The organism is Nonomuraea sp. KM88, assembly GCF_052245635.1.
Taxonomy (GTDB): domain Bacteria; phylum Actinomycetota; class Actinomycetes; order Streptosporangiales; family Streptosporangiaceae; genus Nonomuraea.
Window position 1 is genome coordinate 97861 of record NZ_JBQQCC010000014.1, and the last position, 18450, is coordinate 116310.

General features: G+C 72.4%; 19 protein-coding genes. 13 read left to right on the forward strand and 6 right to left on the reverse strand.

Going from position 1 to position 18450, the window contains the following annotated elements; all coding sequences use genetic code 11:
• The first annotated feature begins 4 nt into the window (after window positions 1-4).
• Genes ACTWPV_RS34480 through ACTWPV_RS34495 form a run of 4 tightly spaced genes read left to right on the forward strand, consistent with a single transcriptional unit; the run spans window position 5 to window position 2689 of the window.
• Window positions 5-1573, forward strand: a complete 1569-nt coding sequence (locus tag ACTWPV_RS34480; RefSeq protein ID WP_443154967.1) for a Na+/H+ antiporter subunit D — start codon at window positions 5-7, stop codon at window positions 1571-1573.
• Window positions 1570-2109, forward strand: coding sequence for a Na+/H+ antiporter subunit E (locus ACTWPV_RS34485; protein WP_443154968.1), 540 nt, complete (start codon window positions 1570-1572; stop codon window positions 2107-2109). The genes ACTWPV_RS34480 and ACTWPV_RS34485 overlap by 4 nt, the downstream gene beginning before the upstream one ends.
• On the forward strand, window positions 2106-2366 hold the full coding sequence (locus ACTWPV_RS34490; protein ID WP_347619116.1) for a monovalent cation/H+ antiporter complex subunit F: 261 nt from the start codon (window positions 2106-2108) through the stop codon (window positions 2364-2366). The genes ACTWPV_RS34485 and ACTWPV_RS34490 overlap by 4 nt, the downstream gene beginning before the upstream one ends.
• Complete coding sequence (locus ACTWPV_RS34495; RefSeq protein WP_347647446.1) at window positions 2363-2689, forward strand: cation:proton antiporter; 327 nt, start codon at window positions 2363-2365, stop codon at window positions 2687-2689. Before ACTWPV_RS34490 ends, ACTWPV_RS34495 begins: the two co-directional genes overlap by 4 nt.
• Here ACTWPV_RS34495 and ACTWPV_RS34500 read toward each other — a convergent pair.
• The 4 genes from ACTWPV_RS34500 to ACTWPV_RS34515 are packed head-to-tail and all read right to left on the reverse strand — an operon-like array spanning window position 2629 to window position 6671.
• Window positions 2629-3135 carry a DUF6328 family protein gene (locus ACTWPV_RS34500; RefSeq protein ID WP_443154969.1) on the reverse strand — a complete coding sequence of 169 codons (507 nt, stop codon included), beginning with the start codon at window positions 3133-3135 and terminating at the stop codon, window positions 2629-2631. The genes ACTWPV_RS34495 and ACTWPV_RS34500 overlap by 61 nt on opposite strands.
• A gap of 52 nt (window positions 3136-3187) precedes the next feature.
• Window positions 3188-5218: a xanthine dehydrogenase family protein molybdopterin-binding subunit gene (locus tag ACTWPV_RS34505; RefSeq protein WP_443154970.1), complete on the reverse strand. Its 2031-nt coding sequence runs from the start codon at window positions 5216-5218 to the stop codon at window positions 3188-3190.
• On the reverse strand, window positions 5215-6186 hold the full coding sequence (locus ACTWPV_RS34510) for an FAD binding domain-containing protein (protein WP_443154971.1): 972 nt from the start codon (window positions 6184-6186) through the stop codon (window positions 5215-5217). Before ACTWPV_RS34510 ends, ACTWPV_RS34505 begins: the two co-directional genes overlap by 4 nt.
• Window positions 6183-6671 carry a (2Fe-2S)-binding protein gene (locus ACTWPV_RS34515; RefSeq protein WP_347647442.1) on the reverse strand — a complete coding sequence of 163 codons (489 nt, stop codon included), beginning with the start codon at window positions 6669-6671 and terminating at the stop codon, window positions 6183-6185. Before ACTWPV_RS34515 ends, ACTWPV_RS34510 begins: the two co-directional genes overlap by 4 nt.
• A gap of 121 nt (window positions 6672-6792) precedes the next feature.
• Here ACTWPV_RS34515 and ACTWPV_RS34520 point away from each other — a divergent pair, with 121 nt between their 5' ends.
• The 3 genes from ACTWPV_RS34520 to ACTWPV_RS34530 all read left to right on the forward strand — a co-directional run bounded on the left by ACTWPV_RS34520 (window position 6793) and on the right by ACTWPV_RS34530 (window position 10782).
• The gene (locus ACTWPV_RS34520; RefSeq protein WP_443154972.1) at window positions 6793-7926 is read left to right on the forward strand and encodes an acetate/propionate family kinase; all 1134 of its coding nucleotides are present in this window, start codon (window positions 6793-6795) and stop codon (window positions 7924-7926) included.
• A gap of 93 nt (window positions 7927-8019) precedes the next feature.
• A complete protein-coding gene (gene recD2 / locus ACTWPV_RS34525) occupies window positions 8020-10146 on the forward strand; it encodes an SF1B family DNA helicase RecD2 (RefSeq protein ID WP_443154973.1) in 2127 nt (708 codons plus the stop codon).
• 90 nt (window positions 10147-10236) lie between these two features.
• Window positions 10237-10782 (forward strand): RNA 2'-phosphotransferase, encoded by a 546-nt coding sequence (locus tag ACTWPV_RS34530; protein ID WP_443154974.1) that lies wholly within the window; start codon window positions 10237-10239, stop codon window positions 10780-10782.
• 99 nt (window positions 10783-10881) lie between these two features.
• Here ACTWPV_RS34530 and ACTWPV_RS34535 read toward each other — a convergent pair whose 3' ends face one another.
• Complete coding sequence (locus ACTWPV_RS34535; protein ID WP_443154975.1) at window positions 10882-11460, reverse strand: NADAR family protein; 579 nt, start codon at window positions 11458-11460, stop codon at window positions 10882-10884.
• Window positions 11461-11565: 105 nt separating this feature from the next.
• Here ACTWPV_RS34535 and ACTWPV_RS34540 point away from each other — a divergent pair, with 105 nt between their 5' ends.
• The 6 genes from ACTWPV_RS34540 (at window position 11566) to ACTWPV_RS34565 (ending at window position 17305) form a co-directional block, all read left to right on the forward strand.
• Entirely contained in the window at window positions 11566-11787 is a 222-nt protein-coding gene (locus ACTWPV_RS34540) for a DUF2945 domain-containing protein (protein ID WP_443154976.1), read from the forward strand.
• On the forward strand, window positions 11784-12113 hold the full coding sequence (locus ACTWPV_RS34545) for a DUF3140 domain-containing protein (protein WP_347647438.1): 330 nt from the start codon (window positions 11784-11786) through the stop codon (window positions 12111-12113). Before ACTWPV_RS34540 ends, ACTWPV_RS34545 begins: the two co-directional genes overlap by 4 nt.
• A 157-nt stretch (window positions 12114-12270) precedes the next feature.
• Window positions 12271-13623 (forward strand): TrkH family potassium uptake protein, encoded by a 1353-nt coding sequence (locus ACTWPV_RS34550; protein ID WP_347647437.1) that lies wholly within the window; start codon window positions 12271-12273, stop codon window positions 13621-13623.
• The gene (locus ACTWPV_RS34555) at window positions 13616-14278 is read left to right on the forward strand and encodes a potassium channel family protein (RefSeq protein ID WP_347647436.1); all 663 of its coding nucleotides are present in this window, start codon (window positions 13616-13618) and stop codon (window positions 14276-14278) included. Before ACTWPV_RS34550 ends, ACTWPV_RS34555 begins: the two co-directional genes overlap by 8 nt.
• 28 nt (window positions 14279-14306) lie before the next feature.
• Complete coding sequence (locus tag ACTWPV_RS34560; protein ID WP_443154977.1) at window positions 14307-14750, forward strand: CBS domain-containing protein; 444 nt, start codon at window positions 14307-14309, stop codon at window positions 14748-14750.
• 437 nt (window positions 14751-15187) lie between these two features.
• Complete coding sequence (locus ACTWPV_RS34565; protein WP_443154978.1) at window positions 15188-17305, forward strand: DEAD/DEAH box helicase; 2118 nt, start codon at window positions 15188-15190, stop codon at window positions 17303-17305.
• 111 nt (window positions 17306-17416) lie between these two features.
• Here the strand turns inward: ACTWPV_RS34565 and ACTWPV_RS34570 are convergent, their stop codons facing one another.
• A complete protein-coding gene (locus ACTWPV_RS34570) occupies window positions 17417-18178 on the reverse strand; it encodes a hypothetical protein (RefSeq protein ID WP_443154979.1) in 762 nt (253 codons plus the stop codon).
• Between the last annotated feature and the right edge of the window lie 272 nt (window positions 18179-18450).

The window sequence follows — 18450 nt, forward strand, 5'->3', positions numbered from 1 at the left end:
GAGCGTGGTGCCGTCCCTGCCCGTGGAGAGCCTCATCTGCGTGCCGGTGCTGCTGCCGCTGCTGGCCGCCGGGGTGAAACTGGCCATCGGCGGCCGGCTGCGACGGCTGCAGTCGGTCATCAGCCTCGTCACCCTCGGCCTGTCGCTCGCCGTGTCCGTGGTGCTGCTGGTGGCGGCCGAGTCGCGCGGCCCGCTGGTCACCGAGTTGGGCGGGTGGCCGTCGCCGATCGGCATCTGCCTGGTCGCCGACCGGCTCTCGACCCTGGTGCTGGTGATCTCGTCGGCGGTGACGTTCTGCGTGATGGTGTACTCGGTCGCCAACGCCTACGACGAGCAGGAGCACGACGCTCCCATGGCGATCTTCCATCCGGCCTTCCTCGTGATGGTTGCCGGGGTGGCGGACGCGTTCCTGTCCGGCGACCTGTTCAACCTGTTCGTGGCGTTCGAGCTGCTGCTGAGCGGCTCGTACGTGCTGCTCACGTTCGGCGGCACCGAGGCCAGGATCCGGGCCGGCGCGACGTACACGCTGATGGCCCTGGCCTCGTCCATGTTGTTCCTGGTGGCGCTGGCGATCACCTACGGGGCGACGGGGACGCTGGTGCTGGCGCAGCTCGCCGAGCGGTTCCCGCCGCTGCCCGAGCAGGTGAAGCTGCTGGTGGAGCTGACGCTGCTGCTGGCGTTCGCGATCAAGGCGGCGATCTTCCCCATGTCGGCGTGGCTGCCCGACTCCTACCCGACCGCGCCGACTCCGGCCACGGCCGTGTTCGCCGGCCTGCTCACCAAGGTCGGCGTTTACTCGATCATCAGGCTGGAGGCGCTGCTGTTCCCCGGCGGCCCGGTGTCGACGCTGCTGATGTGGCTGGCGCTGGCCACCATGCTGGTGGGCGTGCTGGGCGCGGTCGCGCAGACCGACCTCAAGCGCATGCTCTCGTTCACGCTGGTCAGCCACATCGGCTACATGGTGTTCGGCGTGGGGTTGTCCACGCGGGCCGGGCTGTCCGGCGCGATCTTCTACGTGGTGCACCACATCACCGTGCAGACGAGCCTGTTCCTGGTGACGGGGATGATCGAGCGGCGTCTCGGCACGACGTCGGTGATCAGGCTCGGCGGCCTGATGAAGGCCACGCCGCTGATCGCGGTGCTGTTCTTCGTGCCGGCCATGAACCTGTCGGGCATCCCGCCCATGTCGGGCTTCCTGGGCAAGCTGCTGCTGGTGCAGGCCGGGCTGGCGGCCGGCGGCTGGCAGGCGGGCATGCTGGTGGCCGCGAGCCTCGTCACGAGCCTGCTCACGCTGTACGCCCTCGCCAAGGCCTGGAACAGGGCGTTCTGGAGCGCTTCGCGCGCCGAGCGGGTGGGCACGGTGGTGGAGAGCGAGGAGGACACCGGCGAGGACCCGATGGTGACCACGACGTCGCTGCCGGCGGCCCTGACCGCGTCGGTGACGGCACTGGTGGCGCTCGGCCTGTCGTTCACAGTGCTCGCCGGGCCGCTGTCGGCGCTGGCCGAGCGGGCGGCGAGCGAACTGATGGCGCGCGAGCCGTACATCTCGGCGGTCCTGGGGAGGCAACGGTGAACCTGAACGTGCTGGCGCCGCGGGTGTTCGGCAGGCGGGTGCCGCTGCCGCTGGTCGCCTGGCTGACGCTCGTGTGGACGGCGTTGTGGGGGGACGTCAGCGCCGGCAACCTGCTGGGCGGGCTGGCCGCCGGAGCCGTGGTGACCTGGCTGCTGCCGCTGCCCGCCGTGGACCCCGGCATCAGGGTGAACCCGGCCGGCCTGGTGCGGTTCCTGCTCTGGTTCGCCGCGGAGGGGGTGGTCTCGACCCTGCGGGTCGTGTACTGGGTGGTCCACCCGGGCCCGCCGCCGACGCAGGTCGTCCGCGTGCGGCTGCGCACCTCGTCGGAGTCCATGGTCGTCCTGACCATGGTCGCGATCACCTCCGTGCCCGGCAGCCTGGTGGCGGAGCTCTACCCCGAGGAACACGAGGTGGCGGTGCACGTGCTGGGGCTCCCAGGCGAGGTCACCGAGGCCGTGCGGGCGGACATCACCGCGCTGGAGAGGCGCATAGTGGAGGCCTTCGGCACCCGGGCCGACAGGGAGGAGCTGCGGTGAAGGCGGTGTACCTGGTGGCGATCGGCCTGCTCGGCTGCGGGGCGGCCGCCACGCTCTTCCGGCTGTGGCGCGGGCCCTCGATGCTCGACCGGGCCGTGGCCCTGGACGTGCTGACGGCCATGGCGATGTGCGGCGCGGGGGCGTTCGCGGTGGTCATGGACGACTACTCGGACCTGCCGATCCTGCTGGTGCTGTCGCTGCTGGGGTTCGTCGGCTCGGTGTCGCTGGCCCGCTTCTTCTCGGGGAGGTCGCGGTGAGCGCGCTCGACGTGGCGGCGGCGGCCTTCCTGCTGCTGGGGTCGGTGCTGGCGCTGGCGGCCGGCATCGGCCTCGTACGGTTCCGCACCACGCTGGATCGTATGCACGCCGGCACGAAACCGCAGGTGCTGGGCGTGCTGCTGGTGCTGTTCGCCATGTGGCTGCACCGGCCCACGTGGGCGACCGCCGGCCCGCTGCTGCTGGCCGGGATCTCCCAGGTGATCACCGTGGCGGTGGCGGCCTACATGGTGGCCAGGGCGTCCTATGCCCGGGGGTCGTCGGCGCCGCCCGACGACGGCTCGACGGCGCCGCCCGGCGACTGATCCGACCTGGTCAGCGCCGGCTGGCCGAACCAGGTCCACAACGCCAGCAGGGCCAGCACGCCCGCGGTGGCCCCCGCCAGCACGGCATCGAACAGGTGGTCGATCACGAACATCGTGGCCGTGGTCATGGACACGGCCAGGGCGAGCGCGCCGGCCAGGCCGGAACGGTTGGAGCGGCGTACCAGCGTCTCCTTGCGCCCCTGCCGGAACAGCACGCGGTGCTGCGCGGTCGGCGCGATGTACCAGATGGACGCGAGGGCGGCGCTGACCAGCGCCGCGTAGTAGAGCCACTGGTCGGCCCGGTCGATCCGGGTGAACCCGGGTGAGAACGGCACCGTCAGCAGGAACGCGAACAGCACCTGCACCCCGGTCACCGCCACTCGGGCTCCCTGCAGGAGCTCGACGAAGTTCCGATCCGCCCGCTCCCCGTGCGACTCCTCTTTCACCGCACCCTCCCACCCGTGACGCGCGGCCCCTCTCCTTCCTCCGGCGCGGCGGCTAAAACCTTGACAGAACCTTGACCGGCGTAATGGGCAGGTCGCGCACACGATGGCCGGTCGCGTGGTGCACGGCGTTGCCGATGGCCGCGGCCGTGCCGACGATGCCGATCTCGCCGATGCCCTTGCTGCCCATCGGGTTGAGCTCGCCGTCCTGCTCGTCCAGCCAGACCGCCTCGACGTGCGGCACGTCCGCGCAGGCGGGCACGTGATACTGCGCCAGGTCCCTGCGCAGGAACCCGCCGAACTCCTCGTCGGTGAGCGTCTCCTCCATCAGCGCCATCCCGAGGCCCATGGTCATCCCGCCGACGAACTGCGACCTGGCCAGCTTGGGCTCCACGATGCGCCCGGCGGCGAAGACGCCGAGCAGGCGCGGCACGCGGATCTCGCCGGTCACGGAGCTGACCCTGACCTCGGCGAACTGCGCGCCGAAGGCGTGCCTGGCCAGCTGCGCGTCGTTCCCGACCTCGCCGGTGGTGTCGGCCCGGCCCTCCTTGCCGTCGCCGTTCATGAGCTCCTCGCAGGCCCGTACGACGGCCGACCCCCACGAGGCCGTGCCCATGGAGCCGCCGGCGACGGGCGCCTCCGGCAGGTCGCTGTCGCCGAGCTCGACGTGCACCTGATCGGGTGGGACGCCGAGCGTGTCCGCGGCGATCCTGGCCAGCGTGGTACGGGCGCCGGTGCCGATGTCGGCGGCGGCCACCTGGACGACGTAGTCACCGTCGCGCACGAAGACGAACGCGCTGGCCGGGCGGCGCCTGGACGGATAGGTGGAGGCGGCCACGCCGGTGCCGACCAGCCACTCCCCCTCGCGCCTGACGCCGGGCTCGGGGTCGCGGTGCCGCCAGCCGAAGCGGCGGGCGCCCTCGCGCAGGCACATGACGAGGTTGCGGGAGCTGAACGGCAGCCCGCCCTCCGGCTCGGCGTCGGCGTCGTTGACGACGCGCAGCTCGACGGGGTCCATGCCGAGGGCGCAGGCGAGCTCGTCCATGGCGGACTCGAGCGCGTACATGCCGGGGCACTCCCCCGGCGCGCGCATCCACGACGGGGTGGCCACGTCCAGCCGGACCAGCCGGTGCGCGGTGCGCAGCGCGGGCGTGGCGTACATGACGCGGGCCGGGGTCGCGGTCTGCTCGGCGAACTCCACCAGCGTCGAGCTCTGCTCGTACGCCACGTGCTCCACCGCCGTGAGCCGGCCGCCGGCGTCCGCGCCGAGCCGCAGCCGCTGGATCGTCGGCGTGCGGTAGCCGGTGACGTCGAACATCTGCTGCCGGGTCAGCGCGATCTTGACCGGGCGGCCCGCGGCCCTGGCCGCCAGGGCGGCGAGCACGGCGTGCGGCCTGGTGGAGCCCTTCGCCCCGAAGCCGCCGCCGACGTGCCTGGACACCACGCGCACGTCCTCCCGCGGCAGGCCGAACGTCTGCGCGATGGTGTCGCGGTCGGGGGACGCGCCCTGCGTGCTGTCGTAGACCAGCAGCCTGCCCTCGGGGTCCCACACGGCCACCGCGGCGTGCGGCTCCATCGGGTTGTTGTGCAGGACAGGGGTCGAGTAGGTCACGTCCACGCTCGCGGCGGCGCCGGCGAGGCCCGCCTCGACGTCGCCCTTCACGGTGTCGGACGGGTAGTTGGGGTTGACGACGTCCGGCCGGTAGAAGCCGGGATGATCGGTGCGCAGGGCGACGTCGTGGTCGTCCGGCTCGTACTCGACGCGCACGGCCGCGGCGGCGGCTCGGGCGTTCTCGTAGGTGTCGGCGACGACGGCGGCGACGATCTGGCCGCGGTAGGCGACGTCGCGGCTCTGGAAGAGCGCCAGCTCGGCGTCGGCGTCCTCGGCCAGCGGGGGCGGGTCCTCGCAGGACAGCACGGCCAGCACACCGGGCATCTCGCGGGCCCCGGCGTCGTGGACGCGGACGATGCGGCCCTTGGCGACCAGCGACTGCACGGGATAGGCGTAGGCGACGGCTTCGACCGGGTATTCGGCCGCGTACGTGGCCAGCCCGGTGACCTTGACGCGGCCCTCGACGCGGTTCACGGTGCCAGCTCCTCGAGGGTCGCGACGATCAGGTTTCTGGCCAGCGGCAGCTTGTAGGCGTTGCGCGGCAGCGGGCGGGCCTGCTCGAGCTCGGCCTCCGCGGCCTCCAGGAACGCCGCGCCGGTGGCGGGCCCGCCGATCAGCAGCCGCTCGGCGCGCGTGGCACGCCACGGGACGTGGGCCACGCTGCCGAGCGCGATGCGGCAGTCGCTCACGACGCCGTCGGAGCCGACGTCGAGCGAGGCGGCGATGGACACGAGCGCGAACGCGAACGACGCCCGCTCGCGCACCTTCCGGTACGCGGAGGCTCCCGGCGGCGGCGCGGGCAGCTCCACGGCCGTGATCAGGTCGCCGGGTTCCAGCACCGTGTCGCGTTCCGGCTCGTCGCCCGGCAGGCGGTGCAGCCCGGGCATGGGAATGATCCGGTCGCCTCCCTGTCCGGTGACGTGCACCTCGGCGTCCAGCGCGGCCAGCGCGACCGCCATGTCCGACGGGTGGGTGGCCACGCACGCGCCGGAGGCGCCGAGCACGGCCAGGTTGCCGTGGTCGCCTTCGATGGCCGGGCAGCCGGAGCCCGGCCGGCGCTTGTTGCACGGCCTGCTCACGTCCTGGAAGTAGGCGCAGCGGGTGCGTTGCAGCAGGTTGCCGGCCACGGTCGCCATGTTGCGCACCTGCCCGGACGCCCCGGCCAGCACCGCCCGCGCGAGCATCGGGTAGCGGGTGCGCACGAGCGGGTCGGCGGCGAGATCGGTGTTGCGCACGGCCGCGCCCACGCGGAGCCGGTCGCCGACCGGCTCGATCACGTCGAGAGGCAGCCGGCTGACGTCCACCAGCTGGTCGGGCTCGGCCACGCCGAGCCGCATGAGGTCGACCAGGTTGGTGCCGCCGCCGAGGTACATGGTGCCGGGCCGGAACCGGCGCACGGCGTCGGACGGGCTGCCGGGGCGGGCGTACTCGAAGCGCTTCACGGGGCGGCCTCGGCGATCGCCTTGACGATGTTGACGTAGGCGCCGCATCTGCACAGGTTGCCGCTCATCCGTTCCCTGATCTCCTCGGGCGTCAGCTCTGGATCGAGCGCGACATCGCCGGTGACGGCGCTCGGCCCCGGCTCGCCCAGCATGGCCACGGCCGAGCAGAGCTGGCCCGGCGTGCAGTAGCCGCACTGGAACGCGTCGTGTTCCATGAAGGCCGCCTGCAGCGGATGCAGGTCGTCCCCCTCGGCCAGTCCTTCGACGGTGACGACCTCGCAGCCGTCCACGGCGACCGCCAGCGCGAGGCACGCGTTGGCCCGCCGCCCGTCGATGAGGACCGTGCACGCGCCGCACTGCCCGTGGTCGCAGCCCTTCTTGGCGCCGATCAGCCCCAGCCGCTCGCGCAGCAGATCGAGCAGCGACATCCGCGGGTCGACGTCGACCGCGTGGGGTGTGCCGTTCACCTTCAGGGTGATGTCCATGGCGCACGACTACCCGACGCCCTCACCGAGCAATCCTGAGGACGCCAAATCCAGACGGAGCCTTGATTTGCCCAGTTTTGCGGGACCGCTGCCGGGTAGCGCGGCGGTCATGGGGCGGGCCATGGACGAACAGACGACGGACTCCGCGGCGATCCTGACCGTGAACGCCGGCTCGTCGAGCCTGCGCCTCGATCTCGTCCAGGGCGGCAGCGTGCTCGACAGCGCGCACGCCGAGCGCGCCGCCGACCCGGGCGCCGCGGGGGAGGCGCTGTCGGCGTTCCTCGGCGGCCACTTCGACCGCGACATCCGGGCCGTGGCGCACCGGCTGGTGCACGGCGGCGACGTCGTCCGCGCCCCGGCGGTCGCCGACGACGAGACGGTCGCCGCGTTGCGCGGCGTCACGGGCCTGGCGCCGCTGCACCTGCCGCCCGCGCTGGCCCTGCTGGACGCGGCCCGCGAGCAGCTGCCGGCCGTGCCACACGTGCTCTGCCCCGACACCGCCTTCCACGCCGGCCTGCCGGACGCGGCGGCGGTCTATCCGCTGCCGTCCGAATGGCGCCGGCGGCACGGCCTGCGCCGGTACGGCTTCCACGGCCTGTCGTACGCCTGGGCCGCGAGACGGGTGGCCGACCTGCTCGGCAGACCGCTCGAGGAGCTGGACCTGGTGCTGGCGCACCTGGGCGGCGGCTGCTCCGTGTGCGCGGTGTCGGGCGGGCGCAGCCTGGACACCTCGATGGGGTTCACTCCGCTCGACGGGCTGCCCATGAGCAAGCGCTCGGGCAGCGTGGACCCGGGGATGCTGGTGTGGCTGTTGTCGGAGGGCCACCTGTCGGTGGCGGAGCTCGGCGAAGGGCTGGAACGGCGGTCGGGGCTGCTCGGCCTGTCCGACGGCCTGTCCGGTGACACGCGCGACCTGGTCAAGGCCGAGCGTGACGGTGACGACGCGGCCGGGCTGGCGCTGCGCGTGCTCGCCCACCGGGTGAGCAGGGAGATCGCCGCCGCGGCCACCTCGCTCCGGCGGATCGACGCCCTCGTGTTCACCGGGGAGATCGGCTGGGACCAGCCCGAGGTGCGCGAAGCCGTCTGCGGCCGTCTCGGCCTGCTCGGCGTGCTGCCGCCCGTACGCGGCAACCGCCACGACGACGGGCCGGTCAGCGCGCCCGGCGCCGCCGTGCCCGTCCTGGTGGTCCAGGTGCGCGAGGAGCTGCAGCTCGCCCGCGAGTGCCTGGACGTCCTCGCGGACACGGATTCCTGACGGAGCGCCACCAGGCCCGCGGGCCCGCGCCGACGCTGTCCGCGGCGCCCGGCGTTTGGACGACTGTCGGTGGCGGGTGATTGGATCCCTGCTGTGGAGGCGTCGGTCGAGCAGCTCGTCTACGTCCGCGAGGACGCATACACCGTGGCGCGCATGAGCGCCGACGGTGTGCCCGGCTTCGTGGCCACCGGGCGGGCGCTGGGCGGGGTGCAGCCGGGCGAGACGCTGCGGTTGTCCGGCGACTGGAGCAGGCATCCGCGCCACGGCAGGCGGTTCGCGGTGAGCGCGTGCGAGCGGGTGACGCCCTCCTCGGTCCGCGCCATCCGCATCTATCTCGGATCGGGGCTGATCAGGGGCATCGGGCCGCGGCTGGCGTACGCGATCGTCGACCACTTCGGCGAGGCCACGCTCAAGGTGATCGACGCCGAGCCTGAGCGGCTCACCGAGGTCGTCAACATCGGGCCGCAGCGGCAGGGGCAGATCGTCCAGGCGTGGCAGGAGCAGAAGGCGATCGCCGCGCTCATGGTGACGTTGCAGGGCCTGGGGGTCAGCCCGCTGCTGGCCGCGAAGATCTACCAGGTGTTCGGTCCCGACGCCGACGAGGTCCTGGCCACCGACCCGTACGCGCTCATCGGGCGGGTCAGGGGCATCGCCTTCCGGGTCGCCGACAGGATCGCGCTGCAGTCGGGGGTGCCCGAGCGCAGCCCGCAGCGGGTCAAGGCGGCCCTGCTCGACCGCGTCGAGGCGGCGGGCAACCGCGACGGCCACTGTTTCGTCCCCGTCGCCGCCCTGGTCAGAGAGACGGCGGAGCTGATCGAGCAGGATGAGGAGCTGGTGCGGCCGATGGTCGACGCGCTCGTGGGCGAGCGCCGGCTGGTCGTGGAGACCGCCCCCGACCGGCCCGGGCAGGCGGTCGCCTACGCCAAGCACGTCCACGCCCGCGAGGTGGCGCTGACCGAGCAGCTCACCCGGCTGGCGCGCGCCCGCTCCACGCTGCCGCTGCGTGCCTTCCGGGAGGACCCTGAGCTCCACGACGACCAGCGCGCCGCCGTCAACATGGCGCTGACCAGCACGCTCTCCCTCCTCACCGGCGGCCCGGGGTGCGGCAAGAGCCACACGGTGAAGGCCATCGCGACCACCGTCAGGGCCGCGGGCGGCACGGTGACGCTCACCGCGCCCACGGGCAAGGCGGCCAAGCGGTTGTCCGAGCTCACCGGGCTGCCGGCCATGACCGTGCACCGGATGCTCGCCCAGCAGCCCGATCCCGACCCCGAGACGCTGTTCGACGAGCGGCCGGCCCGGGCCGACCTCATCGTGGTGGACGAGGCGTCCATGCTCGACCTCCACCTGGCGACCCGGCTGACCGCGGCCGTGCCGTCCGGCAGCCACCTGCTGCTGATCGGCGACAGCGACCAGCTCCCGAGCATCGGTCCCGGCGACGTGCTGGCCGACCTGCTGCGCGTCACGGAGATCCCGCGGGTCCAGCTCACCCACGTCTTCCGGCAGGCGGGCGGCAGCGGCATCATCGACGCCGCCCACCGCATCCGCGCCGGCCGGTCGCCCGCGGTGGGGGGCGGGTTCTGGTTCGAGGAGCTCGACGATCCCGAGCAGGTCGCCCGGCGGGTCGCCCACCTGGCGATGGTGGCGATCCCGCGCAAGCAGCAGGTCGAGCCCGGCCAGGTCCAGGTGTTGTGCCCGATGCGCCGGGGCGAGACGGGCGCCGCCGCGCTCGGGCGGCTGATCCAGGACCAGCTCAACCCCGCCGCCGACGGCAAGGCCGAGCACTGGTCGGGGGCGACGGTGTTCAGGGTGGGCGACCGGGTCATGCCGATCCGCAACAACTACGACAAAGGCGTCTTCAACGGCGAGACGGCGACCGTCACCGCGGTGATCCCGGAGGAGCGGATGATCGAGATCCGCACCGACGACGGCGAGAGCGTGCGCTACGGGTTCGACGAGCTCGACGATCTGACCCATGCCTACGCCATCAGCGTGCACCGCTCGCAGGGCAGCGAATACCCGTTCGTGGTCGCGCCGATCGTGGCCGAGGCCGGAGGCGTCATGTTGCGGCGCAAGCTGCTCTACACGCTGGTCACCAGGGCCAAGGCGTGGGTCGTGCTGGTGGGGCAGCGCGAGGCGCTGGAGCTGGCGGTGCACCGGGTGGGCCGGCGCAGGAACACCGGCCTGGCCCGGCGCCTGGCTCTCAGCCTCGAGAGCTGACGTCGCCCGCCATGGCCCGTCGCACGGCCGTTGAATGGCCCCGTTGAATGGCTGGGGCAAAGCGGTTGACGGGCGCGGGACGATGGGGTGGTGGACGAGCGTCGCCAGACACGGATCTCGAAATACCTGGCCCGGCACCTGCGGCACGACCCGCAGCGCATCGGGCTGGCGCTCGACGCCCAGGGATGGACGCCGGTCGACGAGCTGCTGCGGGCCGCCGCCGCGCACGGGTTCCCGTTCACGGAGGCGGAGCTGGGCCAGGTCGTCGCCACCAACGACAAGCGGCGCTACACGATGGCGGACGGCCGCATCCGGGCCAACCAGGGGCACTCGGTGCCGGTCGACCTCGATCTGCCCGCCGTCGCGCCTCCCGAGACGCTCTATCACGGCACCGTGCGGCGGTTCGTGGCGCCGATCAAGGAGGAGGGGCTGCGGCCGATGAGCCGGCACCACGTGCACCTGTCGCCCGATCGGGAGACGGCTACGCGGGTGGGCGGCCGCCGGGGCGTTCCCGTGGTGCTCGTGGTGGCGGCCGGGGCGATGCACAGGGACGGGCACGTGTTCCTGCGCAGCGCCAACGGGGTGTGGCTGGCCGACCACGTGCCGCCCGGCTACCTCCGCTTTCCCTCCGGTTGATCGGCGGTGAAGCGACGGTGTGGCCGCGGCGTCACGACCAGGGCGCGACGGGGTGATCGCGGCCCGGCGGCGGGAGCGTCCGGCGCGAGGTGATCGCGGTCATGGCGTGGTGGCTTGGCGGAGCGCGTCGCGGGCGGCCATGAGAGCGAAGCCGAGCAGGTTGAGGCCCGGCCACGTCGCGGGCGAGGCGGCGCGCTCGTCGGTGGCCGCCAGTCCGATGCCCCACACCCGGTCGAGCGGGCTCGCCTCCACCAGCACCCGGTTCGACGTCCCCCGCAGGAACGCGGCCAGCTCCGCGTGCTGCCCGAACTTGGCGATGCTCCCCCGCACCACGATGCCGTAGCGGTGGGTGCCCCATGTCGCCTCGTCGAAGCCGCGCACGGTGCGGCCGAGGGCTTTCGCCTCACCCGGGTGGCCGGCGGCGAGGATCTTGGCCGCGCTTTCCTCGTCACCGAACAACCACGCCTTGTGCGCCATCATGTAGTGCTCGGCCGAGGCGTACGTGTGCCCGTCCTCGTGGAACGTGACCGGCCACCACTGGCTGAGGCAGCCCGGGCCTGGGCCGCCGTCGCGGGCCGGCCGGTGGCCCCAGAAGAAGAGGAACTTCAGTGGCCGGCCCGCACGTTCCGCGGCGATCGTCTCCGCGACGGTCATCGGAAGGGGAGCGTCGTCTGGCATGGCCTCAACCTACGGGACCGGCTCCGGCCGGGCAGCGTGACCCGCGTCCGGGTAAAGAACGGGTGCGCCGGGGCTACCCGCGTGGGCGCCGGGTAGCCGGAGCGCATGGCAAAGAAGAAGGAACCGGCCGAGGGTGACGAGGTCACCTGGCGCAGCCACGGCTCCACCGCCAAGGGCAAGGTGGAGAAGAAGCTCACCAAGAGGCAGAAGGAGGCCGGCCGCACGGTCGCGGCCTCTCCCGAGGAGCCCCAGTACGTGGTGCGCAGCGAGAAGAGCGGCAAGAAGGCCGTGCACAAGCCGTCGGCGCTGCGCAAGGAAGGCTCGTGAGCGAGGACCGCCGGCAGGTCGCGGCCGAGTTCGGCAAGTCCGTGAACATGACCGCCGGCGAGCTCGAACGCTGGCTGGCCACCGACGAGTCCCTGGCGGTGGGGCAGAAGGACGGCGGCGGCGAGTCGGTCGGCCACGAGTCCGGCAGGAGGATCGTCGACCTCCTCCGGAAGAAGAAGGGCGACTGGACGGACGACGACTACGACCACATGAACAAGGTCGTCGGCTACGTCCACCGCCACCTCGCGCAGCGCCCTTCCGGCGACGTCACGGCGTCCAGGTGGCGTTACTCGCTGATGAACTGGGGCCATGATCCACTCAAGTGACGCGGGGGGTGTTCACGGGCGGACGACTCTGGTGCGCCGGCGCCCTGGAAGGCTGTTACCGTAGTGCGCTGTGAGCAGGGGAAGTCTCTCGGCTTCGACTGCCTGCTGAGGTTTCCCTAGGGGCGTGCACGATGCGTGACATGCGGGGCGGCGATCGATGATGGGCGCGACACCGCCCTTTCCAGCCAGAATCCGGCATCCCGCCCAGCTCGTGGTCGCCGCGTTCGGCCTGGCCGTGGCCGTCGGCACCGCCCTGCTCTCGCTGCCGATCGCCACCGAAGAGGGCGAGGCCACGGACACCGTGGTCGCGCTGTTCACCGCCGCCTCTGCCGTCTGCGTCACCGGGCTGGCCGTCGTCGACACCGCGTCACACTGGTCGGCGTTCGGCGAAGTGGTGATCGCCGGGCTGTCCCAGGCGGGCGGCCTCGGGATCATGACGCTGGCCACCCTGTTCACCCTGTTCATCTCGGGCCGGCTGGGACTGCGGGCGCGGATCGCCGCCCAGACGGAGACCAAGACGCTGAGCATGAGCGACGTGCGCAAGCTGGTGCGCAAGATCTTCCTGTTCAGCCTGGCCTGCGAGGCCGTCGCCGCCGTCCTGCTCACCGGCCGCTTCGTCATCGGCTACGGCGAGTCCTTAGGCCGCGCCGCCTATCTGGGCGCCTTCCACGCGATCTCCGCCTTCAACAGCTCCGGGTTCGTGCTCTGGCCGGACAACTTCATCCGGTTCGTCGCCGACCCGTGGATCTGCCTGACCATCGCGACCGCGGCCATCGTCGGCGGGCTGGGCTTCCCCGTGGTGTTCGAGCTGGCCCGGTCATGGCGGCATCCGAGCAGATGGACGGTGCTGACCAGGATCACCGTCGCGGTGACCGTGACGTTGCTGGTGTTCGGCACTCTCGTCTTCCTGGCCACCGAATGGCGCAACCCCCGGACGTTCGGCCCGCTCGACGACGGCGGCAAGCTGCTGGCCGCCTTCTTCACGTCGGTGATGCCGCGCTCGGCCGGGTTCAACGTCGTCGACATCGGGCAGATGTACCCGTCGAGCTGGCTGGCCACCGACCTGCTGATGTTCATCGGCGGGGGCAGCGCCGGCACCGCGGGCGGCATCAAGGTGACCACGATCGGGATGCTCGCGTTCATCGTCTGGGCCGAGCTCCGCGGGGAGAGCAGGGTGAACATCGGTCACCGGCGGCTTCCCGAGACCACGCAGCGCCAGGTGGTCACGATCACGGTGATGGGCGTCGCGCTCGTGACCGTGTCGACGTACGCGCTGCTCGCGCTCACCCCCCACAGGCTGGACCAGGTGCTGTTCGAGGTGATCTCGGCGTTCGGCACGGCGGGCCTGTCCACCGGCATCACCCCGGAAGTCGGCACGGCCGGGCACCTGCTCCTGACGGTGCTGATGTTCATCGGCCGGATCGGCCCCCTCACCCTGGGCTCGGCCCTGGCACTCAACAGGCGCGCCCGCCACTACGAGCTACCCGAGGAGCGAGTCATCGTTGGCTGAGTACAAAGGCGACCCCGTCGTCGTCATCGGGCTGGGGCGATTCGGTACGTCCCTGGCGCTGGAGCTCACCCGGCGCGGCACCGAGGTGCTGGCCATCGACAGCCGGCCCAAGATCACGCAGAGCCTGGCCGGGCGGATCACCCAGATCGCGACCGCGGACGCCACCGACATCGAAGCGCTGCGCCAGCTCGGAGTGTCCGACTTCTACCAGGCGGTGGTGGCCGTGGGCAGCGACATCGAGGCCAGCATCCTGACCACGTCGCTGCTGGTCGAACTGGAGATCAACGACATCTGGGCCAAGGCCATCAGCACCCAGCACGGCCGCATCCTCAGCCGCATCGGCGCCCACCACGTCGTCTTCCCCGAGCACGACATGGGCGAGCGGGTCGCCCACCTGGTCAGCGGCCGGATGCTCGACTACATGCAGGTGGACGACGACTTCGCGCTGGCCAAGACCACGCCGCCCAAGGAATATGTCGGCATCCCGCTCGGCCAGTCCAACCTGCGCCGCAAGTACGGGGTCACCATCGTGGCGGTCAAGCCCCCGGGCGAGGAGTTCACCTACGCCACCGCGGAGACCGAGCTGTCCTACGGGGACGTGGTCCTCGTCTCCGGCCGTACCGAACAGGTCGAACGCTTCGCGGAGCTGCCATGAGGACCAGGCTCCAGCTGCGGAGGTCATGATGCGCGCACGCGATCTCACGGTCGAGTTCCCCACCGTCACCATGGACACGCCGGCGCTGGAGGCGGCCAGGCTGCTGGCCGAGCGCGATCTGCCCGGGCTCATCCTGGTCGACGACGCCGGGATGCCGGTCAGCATCCTGCCCGGCACGCAGGTGCTGCGCCTGGCGGTGCCCGCCTACTGCCGGGACGACCCGGCGCTGGCCCGGGTGGTCGACGAGGCCCATGCCGACCTCTTCCTGCGGCAGCTCGGGGGCCGCTCCGTCCGGGAGTGCCTGCCGGAGCAGCCGCGCGAGCTGCCGGTTGCCGACATGACGGCGACGGTGCTGGAGCTGGCGGCGCTGATGGCGCGTACGCGCAGCCCGCTGGTGGCCGTCGTGGACGACGGGAGGCTGGCCGGCGCGGTCACCCTGCAATCCCTCCTCGACCGCGCCCTCGAGCTGTGACCCGCGCCCTCCGGGCGGCTCGTGGGTGCTGAACTCGACCTTCTCCCCGTCCACCTCCGGCAACGACTCGGCCGGAGCCGGTCGCAGCTTGAGGTCGGGCGTGCGCCGTACGAGCCCGTCGAAGATCAGCGAGCCCCCGTCCGGGGCGTAGCCGAGAACCGGGTTGAGCGAGTCGGGCTCCGAGCTGAGGCCCAGCACGGCGGTGTTCTGTGCGGCCGGAGCCGCGGGCGGCTGCGAGGGCGCCGAACACGCGGTCAACGCCAGGACAAACACCCCGAACAGTGCCGATCTTCGCTTCATGCTCGCGACCTTAAAGCGAAGTTCTTCCTATTGCAAGAGTGTTGCAATAGTGGCGCATCGCATCGGCCGCCCGTGCCAGGACTCGCCCGGGCGGGCCGTTACACGGTCGCAACCTCGGCGACGGCATCCTAGGTTCGGTGGAACTCCGTGAAGCGGACCGTCTCCTCGCCGCCGCACGCGCGCTGCTGGGCGAGCACGCCGTCGTGCACCGGCAGGCCGCGGCCGCCCTCGACAAGGTGCGCCTCGACGCGGCCAGGACGCAGCTGGAGTCGGTCCCGATCTCCCGGCTGAAAGACGTCACCGACGGCCGGCTGCGCGTCGCCACCCTGGAGAAGGCCGGTTACACCACCGTGCGGCAGGTGCTGGACGCCTCGGCGTACCGGCTGCAGCTGCTTCCGGGGATCGGCGCGCGGACGGCGGGCCACATCCACGCGGCCGCCCGGCAGATCGAGCGGGCGGCGGCCGACGCCGCGAGCGTCCGCATCGACGTCGAGCACCACGACCAGCCGGTCACCGACCTCGTGATCGCCCTGCACCGCCTGGTGCGGGTGGGCCCCGACCTGCCCCGGGCCGTCGCAGCCGCCCGCGACCTGGACGGGCGGCTGGGGCCTTTGCTGGCCGCGGCCAGGCCGGCGCGCAGCCGCCTGCGCATGTGGTTCACGCTGCCCAAGCGGCGGCAGCGGGCACGCGACGCGCTGGCCGAGATCTCCGGCCTGCTCGACGCCTCGGCGGAGACACCGTTGCTGCTCGCCCAGGTCACCACCGATCTGCTGCGCCCGCCCGCGTCCGACCCGGAGGCGTGGGCGGACTTCGAGTCCCGCTCCCCCGAATACTTCGGCCTGCTGACCGACCTCGCCGGGGAACCCCTGCCGGCGGGCGAGACCTCGCTGCCCGACGACCTGGCGGCCAAGGTCGGCGGGCAGCCGCTCGACGACACCTGCCGCCGGGTGTCGCTCCGCGGCTACCAGGCGTTCGGCGCCCGTTTCGCCCTCGCCCAGGAACGCGTGATCATCGGCGACGAGATGGGCCTGGGCAAGTCGATCGAGGCCATCGCCGTGATGGCGCACCTCAGGGCGGAGGGGGCGACACATTTCCTGGTGGCGTGCCCCACGAGCGTCCTGATCAACTGGGTGCGGGAGATCGAGTCGCGCAGCACCCTGCGCGCCCACCCGCTGCACGGGCCCGACAGGCTCGCGGCCCAGCAGGAGTGGGAGCGGCAGGGCGGCGTCGCCGTGGTCACCCTCGACAGCCTCCACCGGCTCGGCACGGAGGCCGTGCCCGGCCTGCTCGTCGTGGACGAGGCCCACTACGTGAAGAACCCGCAGGCCAAGCGGTCCCAGACGGTCGCCTCATGGTGCCGGCGCGTCGACCGGGTGCTCTTCCTGACCGGCACGCCGATGGAGAACCGCGTGGAGGAGTTCCGCGTGCTGGTCTCCTACCTGCGGCCCGAGCTGGCCGCAGGCCTGCGCAACAGCGACATGGTGGCGGGCGCGCAGGCGTTCAGGAAGGCGGTCGCGCCCGTCTACCTGAGGCGCAACCAGCAGGACGTGCTGGCCGAGTTGCCCGACCGGGTCGACGCGGACGAGTGGGTGGAGTTCAGCGGCGCCGACTTCGCGGCCTACCGGCAGGCCGTGTCCGACGGCAACTTCATGGCCATGCGCCGCGCCGCCTACGCCGAGCCCTCCACCTCGGCCAAGCTGAAGCGCCTGCTCGAACTCGTCGAGGACGCCGAGGCCAACGGGCTCAAGGTGGTCGTGTTCTCCTACTTCCGCGCGGTGCTCGCCCGCGTGCGGGCGGAGCTGAACGGCCGCGCGCACGGGCCGCTGTCGGGCGACGTCGGCGCCGCGCGCCGGCAGCAGGTGGTCGACGAGTTCTCCGCGGCCAAGGGCCACGCGGTGCTGCTCAGCCAGGTGCAGGCGGGCGGGGTGGGGCTCAACCTGCAGGCCGCCTCCGTCGTGATCCTGTGCGAGCCGCAGGTCAAGCCGAGCATGGAAACCCAGGCGATCGGCCGCGCCCACCGGATGGGACAGGTCCGCAAGGTGCAGGTGCACCGGCTGCTCACGGTCGACTCGGTCGACCAGCGCATGCTGGACATCCTGCACCGCAAGTCGCGGCTCTTCGACGCCTACGCCCGGCGCAGCGACCTGGCCGAGTCGGCGGCCGACGCGGTGGACATCTCGGAGCAGGCGCTGGCCCGGCAGGTGATCGAGGAGGAGCAGCGCCGCCTGCTCGACCACGGTGACGGCACCGGGTGAGCCGGCATCCGTACGACCGGCTCCCCGGCCTCGGCGAACGACGCGCCCTGGAGGAGAGCCCGCCGCTCAGCGGACGGCCGCGACGTCCCGACCGGCACGTGAGCCCGCCGCTCAGCGACCGAGCCGCGCCTTCGCGACCGGCACCAGCACCTGGCCCGTGACGAACTCGCTCCACAACCCGAAGGTCAGCGCCGACCCGGGCCTGGCCGTGGTCTCCACGAAGCCGACGGTGCGGCCGTGGTGCTCGCGGGTGGCGCCGAACGACAGCCGGAACCTGGTGGTGCCGGCGCGCTCCTGGGGTGGGGTGTCGTTCGGCGGCAGGATCTCGTCCAGCGCCCACCGGTAGTCCTTCCGGTACGGGCGCGACACACGCTCCAGGGTCTGCTCCAGCACCACGCCCGTGGAGGGCAGCACGACCAGCACGCCGGGCGAGCGGCCGATCCGGGTGTTGAAGGCGAGCACCTCGCGCGGCTCCCCGGTGGCGTACTCGGCCAGTCCGGTGCCCACCTGGGAGCCGTCCGGGCAGGCGGTCGCGCCCTTCTCCTCGATCAGGGCGCGGTCGCAGGTGGGGAAGGCGTCAGGGTTGAAGCGCACCGACCGGTCGAACAGGAACACGAACCGCCTGGCGCCCGCGGGCACCTGCCCGGTGCCGGCACGGCTGCGCCGGTCCCAGGCGAGCGTCACACCGCGGCCCGGACCGGCGGTCGCCGTCACCGCCAGGGAGTCGATGTTGCGGGGCCCCTCGACGTCCGCCTCGTGGGGCCGCTGCGGCCCGCCGGGCGCGGGGTCGGCGGGGTCGGCGCTCGCGGGCGCTGCGGGAGCGGTCACGGACACGAGCGCGGTCAGGGCGGCCAGCACGAGCTTCGCTTTCATGGATCCTCCAAGGGGGTCGATCAACGTCGCGGTGGTCACTCAACCAGCGGGCACCGAAAGATCAGGTAAAGCCGTCGGCGAGACTTCCAGCATTTTCGAAGCGTCAGGGGGTGTTGCTAGCGTTCCCGGCCAGTAGTCACGACGTGACGGGAAAGACCAGATGGCGCAGTGGCCGGGAGGACCTCAGGATCGATTTCGGCATGCCGGGCCGCCACCCCACCGCGCCGGGCCGCCACCGCACCCCGGCGGGCCACCCGTAAGGCCGCCGCACG